We start from the raw sequence: 13,168 nt of genomic DNA, 5'->3' as shown, positions 1-13,168 counted from the left end.
CTGGAGCATATGAAGGGATTAGCTCAAGTGCTTAAAAAAAGACTCCTGTCCAGTACAGGAGTCTTTTCATATATCTTGCGGCAATTACTCGCCCCAATATTGCTGAGCAATTTTTTGCCCTTGGTCAATCTTGGCCCATTGCTCGTTCTCGGTTAGTTCATTGCCGCCATCACAGGAAGCAAAACCGCATTGATGCGAGAGCAGCAAGCGTTCTTTCGGAATAATCTTGGACGCTTCCTCCAGCAATCTGAACACACGGGATTCGTCGTCAAGCGTATTTGTCTTGCTCGACAGCAAACCGAGTACGATTTCAGTATCGCTTCTGTCCTTGAACACCTCAAGAGCCTCAAGCGAACCCGCTCTGTCATCGTCCCACTCCAGGAAGAAGCGGTCGTATTTCAGCTGTTTCAAGAACAAGTCGGCAATTTTGCTGTATGAGCCGCCGCCCATATTTCGAGAATCATAGTTGCCGCGGCAGTTATGAGTCCACATTTTCAAACCGAGGCTGTGACCGTAGTCAATCACTGTGTTATTGATATCGATAAATTCAGCCGCTAATGCTTGAACGGTCTCTTGGTCAATATTTTCGCCGGTGTAAGGGGAGTTAGGGTTGTCATCCGCAAAAATCTCCCACAAGCAATCGTCGAATTGCAGGATTTTGCCTCCAGCGGCGGCGTATTCCTGAACGAACTCTTTATACGCCTGAATAAGTCCCGCTTTTAACTCCTGTGGCGTGGAATAGACGGAATCTTTGCCGCCAATATTGTCCGACCATGAGAGCTCACCAAAAATATGGGAGGGCGATGGGACACAAAGCTTCGTCTCCCGGTTGCCGGCAATATCGGCCTGTCTTTGGAAAATCTTGATGAAATGATGGTTTTTGCCGCTAAGCGGCGCGGTAATACGCAGGCCGATATCGCGGCGTGTCTCGTACTTTTGGGTCTCGTCCTTGTCACGGAAGAAGTAGCCGTGCTCAGCAATATAGCGGCTGATACCTGCGAATCCCCAGACAAAATCCAGATGCCACATCGACTTGGAGAACTCGCCGTCCGTTATAATCTCCAGTCCATGCTCTATTTCCTGATCTATCACTTTTTTAGTCGCTTGATGTTCGCACTCCTCATATCCCGAGAAATCGGCATAAAACGGATACGCAATATCGTCGCGATGTTCGATTTGGTGTTTGTAGCTCAGCAGGTCCTGAGGGCGAAGCAAGCTGCCGACCGTTTGAAATTTCTTGCTCATAGGGTAGTCCTCCTAAAATGTATGGTACATAAAATGTAATACAAATAGGAGTATATAGGGTAACGCCATTATTCTATGCTATGTTATAGCTATTAGCTATATCTAACCATCCATAAGAACATCGTATTCGGATACTACCTGTTTTAATTCTTCCAGATACATCATGGCCTGCTTGGTCAGTTGTATTGAATGATGCGCAATCCAGCCAACCACGATCGTATCTTCGATACGAAGCGGCACGGCGATAATGTTATCCCCATTCAAATCGGCGCTGACAATGCCCGTTGAAATCGTATAGCCATTGAGGCCGATCATCAGGTTGAAGATGGTTGCTCTATCGCTAACGCGGATCGTCTTCTTGCTATATGCCGTGCTGAGAATTTCCTCGGAGAAATAGAACGAGTTGTTCTCCCCCTGATCAAAGGAGAGGCAAGGATACTCCTCCAAATCTTCAGGCGTAACATACTCTTGCTTGGCAAGCGGGTTCAACGTACTGACAAAAATATGCGGTTTAGCGGTAAACAGAGGGTGGAAGGTTAACCCATTCTCGCGCAGCAGTTTTTCAAGGACTCTTCGATTAAACGGGTTCATATATAGAATGCCCAGCTCGCTTCTCAAGGTTTTGACATCCTCGATAATTTCATGAGTCCGCGTCTCGCGTAATGTAAATTCATACTCATCCGCATTGGTTTTCTTGACCATATTCACGAACGCATTCACGGCAAAGGCGTAGTGTTGAGTTGAAATGGAGCATAGGCGGCGGGTCGGTTTCTTGCTTAAATAGCGCTGCTCCAGCAAGCTTGCCTGCTCGACGACTTGACGGGCATAACCTAGAAACTCTACACCGTCTATGGTTAGAGTAATGCCTTTTGGGGTTCTGATAAAGAGCTCGACACCAACCTCATTTTCCAGGTCTTTTACCGCATTGGACAAGCTCGGTTGTGATATAAAAAGCCCCTCCGCCGCCTTATTAATCGAGCCGCAGTTCACAATTTCGATAAAGTATTTGAGTTGTTGCAATGTCATCGGATTTTCCTCCCGGTATTGTGTTGGATCAGCTGTTGCCTTACACTGAAATTTAACTTTCTTTCTAACTATACCATTTTAAAATGAATTGGATGAGCGGGTACTACGGATAAACACAAAGTTTAATAACCCGGCAGGATGCCTTCCTGGGATAGACAGAGTATAATGCACTTATATGAATATGAAAAAAAGGCAATTATCGAAATAAGTAGGTGGTCTGATTGACTCTTAATATACTGAACAGCGAGGTGCACAGCCTCTTTGATCAATTTACGGATCTGATCCAAGGACAAACCCGGCGACGTTCATGGGAACAGCATATCACGATTCCTCCGCAGGTTGGAGAGGGAAGCATTTTGAGAATGCCAATCCGTCCCGGTATGGAGATTGTTGTAACCGACCTGACCTATGCGCAGGATATGAAGCTTCGCATTCAGGAAGCCTGTCCGCTGTTTGAGCTTAGCTATTGCCTTAGCGGAGACATTTACTGTGAATGGGATGGCAAAGAAAGCCATACTCGTCATTGGACGGGCAATGTGTTGTTTTTCGAGGATGAATTGGTCCATGAGGAGAAGAAGGCGGACGTTCGTCATCAAATGCTGGAGGTGCGCTTATCCCCACAAGCGTTGTTCCATTATGCAGCTGATCTGAGCGAGAAGCATAAAATGGAGACTTGGCTGACCCGCCATAAAGGGCATATTAATCCTTACCCGAATACACCGGAAATCCATCGATGTGTGTCGGATATGATGAACTGCTCTTATGATGAGGCGCTGAAACGACTGTATATGGAGAGCAAGGCGATGGAGCTGATCGCTTTGTTCGGAGAAGTGGAAGGTTATGAAATCGAGAGCCCTAACCGCTTTCTGACGCGTGATGATCTGCTGAAACTGGATCAAGCCAGGGAACTGGCGATTCGTTATTTCGAACAGCCGTTGTCGCTTCAGGAGCTGTCGCGCAGAGTCGGGCTTAATGAATTCAAGCTGAAGAAGGGCTTCCGGGAGCGTTTTGGCACGACTGTATTCGAGCTGGTGCGGAAGCAGAGGATGGAGAAGGCCCTCTATTATATGGAGGTACAGCGGATGAATATAGGGGAAGCAGCGGTAGCTGTGGGTTACAGCAATGTCAGCAATTTCACGACAGCTTTCCGTAAAATTTATGGATACAATCCAAGCGAATACCTCAGAAGGTTCTCCCATTAGTTAAAGTCAATAGAATAGACGAGAGGTTACCGGCGGGATTTCGGACATGATCAGCATGTCCGGAATCCCTTTTTGGCTTTTTCGGCTCCTTTTACAGGTAAAGAAAATACCTTTGCAGGTAGAACGCCGATTCATTATCACTGATAATGATTATCAATTGGTCATGCCGCTAATTTTATCATTTGCTGGAATGAGAAGCATGTCCAAATTTGCAGAATTTTCAGGGGAGGCAATCATGAGAAACTCAAGCATGAAATTAATTCAGTTCACTATACTGTTGACGGTGCTCGCTTTATTTAGCGCTGCATGCGGCAATTCGTCGCAGCAGGGAGCTCATTCTGTGAACACCGATAGTCAGGCTGTGGAAGGAGGAACAGAGGCGGGACAGCACGGCAGACAGCATTATCCGGTTACGCTGCAAATTTATACGGACGAAGGGACGGAAATGAAGCAGACCATCGAGAAGGAACCGCAAAAAGTAGTTGTGCTTGGAACAGCTATGGCAGAGCTGATGATTCAATTCGGGCAAAAGGATAAGATTGCCGGGTTGGCCTATCTTGATCAGTCCTTCTCTCCGTATACGGAAGAAATCGCCGAATTGCCGCTCCTAACGGAGCTGTGGCCGAGCAAAGAAGCCGTTATCGCCTTGCAGCCCGATTTGATCTATTCGATGTCTTCGGCATTTAAGGAAGATCGGTTAGGCGGGATCTCCTTCTGGAACGAGAGGGGCATCCAGGTGGTTCCCGCATCGAATTTCAATATCGGACGCAGCATCGCTAACTATTTCGAGGATATTCGGAACTTTGGAAAAATCTTCAATGTCGAGGAGCAGACCGATTCTTATCTTCAGCAGCAGCAAACCAGAATCAATGAGATTACACAGAAGGCACAAGATGTGAAGACCAGGCCTAAGGTGCTGCTGCTGGCAAGCGCCGGGCGTGAAAACTACGATTATTATCCTCCATCCTGGTGCGTGATCGATGAGATGGTGGAAGGCGCGGGCGGAGAGTATATGCAGTTAGCGGACGGCTACATCGAATTGCAAATCGAAGCGATTATCGCTGCGAATCCGGATAAAATCATCCTGACCCATTTTCAGGAAAGCGACCATGAAAGCATTAAGAATAAGCTGCTCTCTAATCCGCGTCTAAAGAATATGAAGGCGATTCAAACCGGGGATGTCATGGTGGCGGACTACACCAATGCCATTCGAGGGGGCTTGCAGCTCACAGAATTGTATGAAGAAGTCGCTCAATTCGTACAACCCGAGCTATTTGGGGGACAATAAGCATGGCAAGGCCGCAAGCATATAAGAAGATCAAAAGTCAATCGGCTGACATCGGGAAGCTGGCAAGCAAGCCATTTTCATTCGTGATGATCATATGTGCACTCGTTCTTGGTTTGATAGGTTCGATTGGACTTGCTTTATCGATTGGTCAAGTTTCTGTATCCTTTGGCGATGCGATGCGGATCGTGGTCAACCAGATGTTTGGCAGCTTACCCGATCATCCGGATGGGACGCTGCCAGCCGGGGCGGTGGATATCATTTGGAATATTCGCTTTCCAAGGGTATTGCTGGCGATGATTGTGGGTGCGGGACTTGCATTATGCGGGACGGTCATGCAGGCCTTCGTGCAGAATCCGCTGGCGGACCCTTATATTCTCGGGATCTCGTCAGGCGCCTCCTTGGGGGCGACCTTCTCCATTATGCTGGGGATTGGGACGGCTAGTCTGGCAGGAAACATGGGCGTAGCGTTTTGGGCTTTTATAGGGGCGTTAGGAGCAGCCGGAGCGGTGATGATATTAGCCAATTTAGGCGGGAAAATATCATCGGCCAAGCTGGTGCTAATGGGTACTGTAGTCAATGCACTATGCAGCGCATGCTCCAATTTCATTATTTATATGGCGAGCAGCTCCGAGGGAATCCGCTCGGTTACATTCTGGACGATGGGCAGTCTCGCTTCTGCCAAGTGGGATAGCTTGCCGTTGGTTGGAGGCATAACGGTTGCTGCCATCTTCTTTTTTATGATGCAGTCACGGGTGCTAAATACGATGCTGATGGGGGACGAAGCAGCTATAACGCTTGGTATGAATATGAAAGCCTATCGAGGATTATATATGGTGATCTCTTCAGTTCTGACCGGGACGCTTGTTGCCACATGCGGCATTATCGGTTTCGTTGGGCTTATCATTCCGCATATTGCGAGGAGCATGGTGGGTTCAGACCATAAACGATTGCTGCCGGTAGCCATATTATTTAGCGCCATCTTCCTGGTTTGGACGGATGTGCTGGCAAGGACGGTTATACCTAACAGCGAACTGCCCATTGGAATTGTCACGGCGCTTCTTGGAGCCCCCATGTTGATGTACATGCTGTTGAAGAAGAACTACGGATTTGGAGGTAACTAGTATGGAACTGGCCGTCAATGAGATTGTAGTAGCCGTGAATGGCGTCCAAATCGTGAATGAGATTTCACTGTATGTCGGGCAAGGTCAATTCGTAGGCATCATCGGACCAAACGGCTGTGGCAAATCCACCCTGCTAAAATCGATCTATAAAGTAATTAGGCCCAAGCGGGGGGCGGTATTTTTGGATCGTCTCGATGTGATGAAGGCAAGGCCGAAGAAGGTTTTCCAAAAGATGGCCGTCGTTGGACAATTTAATGATATGAATTTTGATTTTACGGTGCTTGAAATGGTGATGATGGGGCGCACTCCGCATAAACAGCTTCTGGAATCCGATCGCAACGAGGACTACGCAATCGTCCATGAAGCCCTGCAAAAGGTTGATCTTCTGGAGTATGCGGAGCGCAGTTACTCTACGCTCTCCGGCGGCGAGAAGCAGCGAGTCATTCTGGCGCGTGCCATTGCCCAGCAACCGGAGCTGCTCGTTCTGGATGAACCGACCAATCATCTGGATATCAAATATCAGTTGCAGCTATTATCGGTCGTGAAATCATTGCAGATCGGCACTTTGGCCGCCTTACATGATCTGTCGCTTGCGGCATTATACTGCGATGTGCTGTACGCGGTCAAAGACGGGGAGATCGTGGCGAGCGGGACGCCGGAGCAGGTGTTGACCAAAGAGCTGGTCCGGCATGTCTACAATATTGACTGCGCCATCTACAACAATCCAGTGAACGGGAGAATAGCCTTTGCGTTTCATCCGAATGGAGACTGCTGCAGGGAAGGGAGCTGCCATAAATGACTTTGAATAATCCGACTGCGGCCCAGGTGAGTGAACTTGATCCAATGCCGCAGGCCCATCCGCGCCGCTGGTTCGCCTTAATTCTGATTTTGCTGCCAACGCTGTTGATTTCGCTGAACAATTATATGATGCAGGTGGCGCTTCCCAGCATGCAGGCGAGCATTCATGCCAGCTTCGCTGAAGCACAGCTGATATTCTCCGGATATTCGTTAGGGCTGGCCATCGCTTTGATCCTGGGCGGGAAGCTGGGAGATATGTATGGACGAAAACGCATGTTATGGATCGGGGTGATGGGCTTTACTTGTATGTGTTTGTTCGGCGGAATGGTGTCGGACCCGACTTTACTCATTATCATTCGCATCGTTCAGGGACTGTCGGCGGCGATGATTCAACCGCAGGTTTTATCCATCATGCAAAGCAGCTTCCTCCCCAGTGAAAAAGGCTTGGTCTTCGCCATTTACGGCGCAGTGATCGGTATCGGATTCACGTTGGGACTGATCCTGGGCGGTTTATTGGTCGACTGGAATTTATTCGGTCTTGGTTGGCGAATCGTGTTTCTGTTTAATGTGCCGTTTGGATTGCTGGTGATGATGGGGTTGCCTATCGTCCCCGAATCCCGCGGACAGAACAGTCAAGGTATTGATTGGTTCGGGATCGCATTGATTATTCCGGGCTTGCTCATGCTGATCTATCCATTAACCATCGGGCAAAAGCAAGGCTGGCCGCTATGGATCTGGGGCTGCTTGGGAGTGTCCATCCTGCTGCTATTGGTCTTTGTGCTGTTGCAGAAACAGAGAGAAGAGACGGGGCGCATCCCATTGGTGGGGCTGTCCATTTTCAAAATCAGGTCATTCCGTGTTGGCATTATTACAGAGCTGGTCGTATATTTGAGCATGTTTACGTTTTTCTTTATTCTGAATTATTATTTGCAGTCGGGACTGCATTATGGCATTGCAGAGACGAGTTTTGCCTTTCTGCCGCTGGGACTGGGATTTTTCACCGCCTCATTATTGTCATCACGGATGGTGCAGAGATGGGGGGCCGCGGTATTAAAAACGGGAATGCTTACGATGGGAGCCAGCTTATTAATACTGATCTGGTCCTTGCAAGTCGATGCAGTCCATTTATTCCATTGGCAAAATATCATGATTCTATCGGTATACGGACTAGGTCTGGGCATGGCAACGACACCGCTGGCTAATATGATCCTGCATCAGGTGCCATCGGCATTAGCAGGAACCGGTTCAGGGCTGTTTACCACCTTGATGTATTTGGCGAATGTTTTTGGGGTAGCCTTAATTAGCATTTTGTTCTCGGCTGCCCTGCGCTCCCCCCTTGCGGAAGCCAGCCTGGAGGACTATGTCCGGGCTTTCTCCCTAACAACCGCCGCAAGCGGTGGATTGGCAATAGCGGCATTTGGCTGCATCAGCAGGTTAAAAGAAGAAAGGTTGAGAACGTAATTGATTGACAAGCTTGATTATCCTTAGTTAATTGATTAATATAAGTTAACTAAAATAATAGGATGATGAGCATGACCAATACGGATATTTCACTAAGGGAGATTAAGAAGGCGAGAGCAAAGATAGCGCTTTATGAGGCAAGCCTGTCCTTAATGGAAGATAAGATGTTTCATGAAGTTATGGTAGAAGAGATTTGTCAGAAAGTGGAGCTATCGCGCGTTACTTTCTTTAAGTTTTTTCCGAAAAAGGAAGATGTGCTGATCTATTTCATGCAAATATGGCTTACGGAACGGATAATCGAAATCGAGCACCTGCAGAAGCGTGGCTTCGATGCGATCAGGCATCTGCTCTACAAAGTCGGAGAGCAAGCCCGGACAATTACGGGCATTATGCCAAGCCTAATATCTTTCCTCGCCCAAATGAAGATGCATCCCCATTTGCAAGTTTTAAGCAGAGCGGAAATCCGGCTTTTGTTCCCCGATGCAGAAGAAATAGGAAGCCAGGCGCCAAATCTTTATGAGCTTTTTAAGCGTTGCATGGCAGAAGCCGCAGAATTGCAGCAGCTCAAGCAGGGAATATCCGTCGATAATGCGGTGAAGGTCTTGTTTACGATCTTTTATGGCTCTTTCCTGACCGCACAGCAATACGCTTCCACTGATATTAATGGCTTCTATGAAGTCCATCTTCAATTGCTTGAAAATCAATAATAGAAGAAGTATGGAGCTATCGCTATTTATGGCTAGTTATTCGCCCCAAAGCCGATACCGTTTTTACGGTATTGGCTTTGGGTATTTTTTGGGGTGGGAAGAATGGCCTTGACTCACAAAATTGATTTACATAAATAAAATAATTTACTCAAGTAAATATTTAAAATATAATTGGCTTATAGGAATTATGATCTCAATTTCGGAAAGGGCGGTTGGTATGGCTACAGGGATGGATGAGCTGCATGTCGTTATCGGAACAGGGCCGCTGGGAATGGCGGTNATGGCCTTGACTCACAAAATTGATTTACATAAATAAAATAATTTACTCAAGTAAATATTTAAAATATAATTGGCTTATAGGAATTATGATCTCAATTTCGGAAAGGGCGGTTGGTATGGCTACAGGGATGGATGAGCTGCATGTCGTTATCGGAACAGGGCCGCTGGGAATGGCGGTTATGGAGGAACTTCTTCGCAAGGGAAAATGCGTGCGGATGGTGAATCGAAGCGGTCAGGCTAGTGTGCCCTCAGGCGTAGAGGTTGTCAAAGGGGATGCTGTTGATGGCAATAGCATCGGCCATGCTTGCAAGGGGGCGGCGGTTATATATCATTGCGCCAAGGCTCCTTATACGGAATGGCCGCAGAAGTTCCCGCCAATAATGAATGGCATCATTGATGCGGCCGTGAGGGAAGAGGCTAAAGTCGTCTATGGCGATAATCTGTACATGTATGGAAGCAAGCATCGGGTTCTTACTGAGGATGTACCAAATGGCGCAACCGGGCACAAAGGCAGAACGCGCGCTCAAATGGCTGATGTGCTGCTAGATGCGCATCATCGCGGCAAAGTACGGGCAGCGATCGGCCGTGGCGCAGACTTCTATGGTCCTGGTGTTCTGGAATCCGCTTTGGGGGAACGAATCTTCAAGGCGGCGCTAGAGGGAAGGGCTGCGGAGGTGCTGGGAAATATCGATATTCCTCATACGTACCTCTATATTCGTGATTTTGCAAAAGGCTTGGTGACGCTGGGAGCGCGCGAAGAGGCATTGGGGCAGATTTGGCATATTCCGGGCGCAGCTACAATAACGACGAGACAAATCGTCAATATGGTTTATGAGGCGGCAGGCAGGCGGCCCCAATTTCGCATTGCACCTAAACTTTTGGTATCTCTGATGGGCTTGTTCAACGCCAACATGAAAGAGATTAAAGAAACCCTCTATTTATTTGAGAAACCGTTCATTGTTAACACTAGCAAATATGAGCAAGCCTTTGGTACAGATACAACGCCCCATGAGCTAGCGATTGCAGAAACGTTAGATTGGTTCAAACTGTATGCGAAAAGCTAATCAAAAGTGATATTATGGATACGAGTCTGCTTGTTAACACAGAAATTACCAACTCGAAAGTAAAGATGTGGAGGCGTTACTCATGAAAATATTCGTAGCAGGGGCAACGGGAGTGATCGGATGTCTGCTGCTCCCCAAACTGGTGAAAGCAGGGCATGAAGTTGTTGGAATGACGCGCGATTCGGGACGTACGGAGCTGATCCGCGGTTTAGGAGCTCAAGAGCACGTTCTTGATATTTTTGACCGGCAAGCCGTATTTTCTGCTATAAAGGACATCCGGCCGGATGTAGTGATTCATCAGCTTACTTCATTGAGCGATCGAAACTTCCAGGATAACGCCAGAATCAGAATCGAGGGGACTCGCAATTTGGTGGATGCTGCGAAGGCTGCAGGTGTGAAGCGAATGATCGCCCAGAGCATCGCCTGGGCCTATGAATCAGGTGATCAGCCAGCTAGAGAAGAAGACTCCCTTGATCTAGACGCTCCATTACCGCGAAAAATAAGCATCGATGGCATCGTCGCTTTGGAACAGGCCGTGGCTGAAGTTGCGGATCATGTCATTTTGCGTTACGGGATGTTCTATGGCCCTGGGACATGGTATGACATTCAAGGTGAAATGGCGAAGCAAGTGCAGAATCATCAACTTCCGGCTACAGATGGAGTTATGTCATTCCTGCATGTCAAGGATGCGGCCCATGCGGCATTATTGGCTCTAAACTGGCCATCCGGTCCCGTCAATATCGTAGATGATGAGCCTGCTGCGGGAATCGACTGGCTACCGATCTACGCAAAAGCCCTGCAAGCCCCTGCTCCGGAATATCAGGAGGGAAGACAGGGGTGGGAACGCGGAGCATCGAACACTAAAGCGAGGACTGTATATGGCTGGGAACCACAATATCCTACCTGGAGAACGGAGCTGCGTCAGATGTAAGCTAGCACAGCCTCTTCATCATCCGCTGATGCCGGATCAATGATGAGGGAAAAATTCAGCAACTATCCGGGCGGGGAAAGAAAATTAATTATGTGGAACATTTGACTTCACCAAGCATGACGACATGGGAGAGTATCTGAAGGAAATCACTCACGGTGGGGCCGATGTCGTCATTGATTGTAGGCATGGACGGCAAGAAGTCTGCTCTGGAGTATATCGAACAGAAGCCATTACGCATCGTACGCCGTTGGAACAAGCGAGCGATGCTTATCGTATTTTCAATGATCATGAAGAATTGCATTAAGGTTATATTGAAGCCTTAAGTCTTAAGTCTCTAATTGCGTAAGGAGCTCGGCAAAATATTGATTAGGATGAAGAATTCCATTAATATGGATATAGATGATACAAAATTTAAATATTACTGGACGGACTAAGCTGAACATCTTCAAGAGATCGTGTTCATGTCGCAAGATATGGAAATTATCCTTGAGGGTGTTTTTTCATTGATAGATGCATTCTATGACTGCAGGGGAGATTGCTAGAATAGTGAGCCTATTGCGAGTGCGAGGAGGAGATCCGAAATGAAGCGCCGTACTTGGTATATTTGCTTAAGTTTAGCAGTGCTCATTTTAGGAAGTGCCGGGGTATACTCTGCTTTGCAGACGCGAACCTCATTTAAGGAACTGGTTCTCGACCAGATGAATGCCTCTGAATCGGTAAATGAAATGCGGATAATTAAAAACCGGCATCAACCGGACGGAAGTGAACAAACAATTACCGATCAAGCGATAATCACAGCAATGATGAAAAATTTATCCGATATCAGGCTGCGGAAGGGTTCTGCGCAGGGGAATAGTGGGGATGAATATGAGATCTGGTTCCATACCTGGAGCGGCCCAACCTTTGGCATACATTATGGAAGTCCGAATTACCTGCGCATTTATAACGGGTCCAGCAATCAGAAGAAATATAGCTGGGAATACAAAGTCGTGAGCCCATTTGATCCTAGTGTCATCGAGGATCTGTTCAAATCAAACACAAGGAGCGATTGACCTTGGCCAATTTGCAAATCGGCACGTTCGTACTGAATATCGAATTGCTGATCTATTTCATAGCGGGTATTGCAGGGGTTCTGATCGTCCGTTACAGGGATCGGAACCATGCGGAGAGGGAGAGGCGAGCAGGACGGGCCTGGAACGCCGTTTTCCTCTGGATCATCGTCTGGAAAGCCAGTCTGATGTTATTCGATTTCCAGGGTGTTATCCGCCATCCGTTGTCACTGGTCTTCTTTAGCGGTGGGCTGAGGGGCGTCTGGCTTGCCTCGATCATCTCACTCGCTTATTTATTTCTGCGTAATTATCGCCCGGATGGAAGCCGAGAGGCATTGAAGGTAGCAGGAACCTGGGGAGCCGGAATGGCTGCAGTTTCGTTCCTTGCTCTTATTCTGCTGGATGATTCATCCGGTACGGTTCATTATGTGGGATTCGCTATGGCGGTCGTATTGCTGGCTATCTTGCTTCAATCGACGTCCAAAATCGCGAGCCAATCGCTCGGCATTCTACTCCTCGTCGCCATGCTCGGCTTTACGATTTTTGACGGGACTGTTGGCCAGAGCGCCCGTGTTGATCAAGCCGCTCCTGACTTTGAACTGAGGGACTTGGATGGCAATACCGTTCGGCTATCCGACTATCGCGGCAAGACCGTTGTTCTCAATTTCTGGGCGACATGGTGCCGCGTCTGTCAAGCTGAGATGCCCCACTTGGAGAGGTTCTATCGTGATCAACAAGATCGGAATGTGGTCTTGCTGTCTGTGAACGCAACGAGCCAGGAGAGAAGCGATGAGCTTGTGGGAAAGTACGCGAATCAAGAAGGGCTTAGCTTCCCTATTGTGTTGGACGAGAGTGGAGAGGTGCTAAGGGATTACGCAGTAACAGCATATCCAACCACCTATATTATTGATCCTTCCGGCACCCTCCGTAATCAGTACTTGGGGGCGACGAGCTATGAGACGTTGATGAAGGCGGCAAGACCTATACGGTGAACCTA

Annotated in this window: 12 protein-coding genes and 1 pseudogene; 11 read left to right on the top strand and 2 right to left on the bottom strand. The window is 48.0% G+C overall.

Annotated features, from left to right (window positions below; genetic code table 11):
• Positions 1–84: 84 nt before the first annotated feature.
• Positions 85–1,245, bottom strand: a complete 1,161-nt coding sequence (locus BN1360_RS18540) for a cobalamin-independent methionine synthase II family protein (protein WP_068781318.1) — start codon at positions 1,243–1,245, stop codon at positions 85–87.
• 102 nt (positions 1,246–1,347) lie between these two features.
• Positions 1,348–2,271 carry a LysR family transcriptional regulator gene (locus tag BN1360_RS18535; protein ID WP_068781317.1) on the bottom strand — a complete coding sequence of 308 codons (924 nt, stop codon included), beginning with the start codon at positions 2,269–2,271 and terminating at the stop codon, positions 1,348–1,350.
• A gap of 221 nt (positions 2,272–2,492) precedes the next feature.
• On the opposite strand from BN1360_RS18535, the gene BN1360_RS18530 reads away from it, so the two are divergent.
• From BN1360_RS18530 to BN1360_RS18480, 11 genes and pseudogenes are all read left to right on the top strand, one after another.
• On the top strand, positions 2,493–3,473 hold the full coding sequence (locus BN1360_RS18530; RefSeq protein WP_068781316.1) for a helix-turn-helix transcriptional regulator: 981 nt from the start codon (positions 2,493–2,495) through the stop codon (positions 3,471–3,473).
• 235 nt (positions 3,474–3,708) lie between these two features.
• Complete coding sequence (locus BN1360_RS18525) at positions 3,709–4,761, top strand: ABC transporter substrate-binding protein (RefSeq protein WP_068781501.1); 1,053 nt, start codon at positions 3,709–3,711, stop codon at positions 4,759–4,761.
• Between the two features lie 2 nt (positions 4,762–4,763).
• On the top strand, positions 4,764–5,882 hold the full coding sequence (locus BN1360_RS18520; RefSeq protein WP_082790117.1) for a FecCD family ABC transporter permease: 1,119 nt from the start codon (positions 4,764–4,766) through the stop codon (positions 5,880–5,882).
• A 1-nt stretch (position 5,883) separates the two neighbouring features.
• Positions 5,884–6,681 carry an ABC transporter ATP-binding protein gene (locus tag BN1360_RS18515; protein WP_068781315.1) on the top strand — a complete coding sequence of 266 codons (798 nt, stop codon included), beginning with the start codon at positions 5,884–5,886 and terminating at the stop codon, positions 6,679–6,681.
• Positions 6,678–8,141, top strand: coding sequence for an MFS transporter (locus BN1360_RS18510; RefSeq protein ID WP_229521043.1), 1,464 nt, complete (start codon positions 6,678–6,680; stop codon positions 8,139–8,141). The genes BN1360_RS18515 and BN1360_RS18510 overlap by 4 nt, the downstream gene beginning before the upstream one ends.
• A 71-nt stretch (positions 8,142–8,212) precedes the next feature.
• On the top strand, positions 8,213–8,848 hold the full coding sequence (locus BN1360_RS18505) for a TetR/AcrR family transcriptional regulator (protein ID WP_068781314.1): 636 nt from the start codon (positions 8,213–8,215) through the stop codon (positions 8,846–8,848).
• Positions 8,849–9,243: 395 nt separating this feature from the next.
• A complete protein-coding gene (locus BN1360_RS18500; RefSeq protein WP_218652928.1) occupies positions 9,244–10,191 on the top strand; it encodes an NAD-dependent epimerase/dehydratase family protein in 948 nt (315 codons plus the stop codon).
• 82 nt (positions 10,192–10,273) lie between these two features.
• Positions 10,274–11,122 (top strand): NAD-dependent epimerase/dehydratase family protein, encoded by an 849-nt coding sequence (locus tag BN1360_RS18495; RefSeq protein ID WP_068781313.1) that lies wholly within the window; start codon positions 10,274–10,276, stop codon positions 11,120–11,122.
• A 77-nt stretch (positions 11,123–11,199) separates the two neighbouring features.
• Positions 11,200–11,349: pseudogene (locus BN1360_RS26025) on the top strand (glutathione-dependent formaldehyde dehydrogenase); the annotation flags it as partial.
• Between the two features lie 354 nt (positions 11,350–11,703).
• Positions 11,704–12,174 carry a hypothetical protein gene (locus BN1360_RS18485; protein WP_068781312.1) on the top strand — a complete coding sequence of 157 codons (471 nt, stop codon included), beginning with the start codon at positions 11,704–11,706 and terminating at the stop codon, positions 12,172–12,174.
• 2 nt (positions 12,175–12,176) lie between these two features.
• On the top strand, positions 12,177–13,163 hold the full coding sequence (locus tag BN1360_RS18480; RefSeq protein ID WP_068781311.1) for a TlpA disulfide reductase family protein: 987 nt from the start codon (positions 12,177–12,179) through the stop codon (positions 13,161–13,163).
• Positions 13,164–13,168: the final 5 nt, after the last annotated feature.

Source organism: Paenibacillus sp. GM2 (assembly GCF_900069005.2).
Taxonomy (GTDB): Bacteria; Bacillota; Bacilli; order Paenibacillales; family Paenibacillaceae; genus Fontibacillus.
Note: the sequence above shows the minus strand (reverse complement) of the source record. Positions and strands in the feature narration are given on the sequence as shown.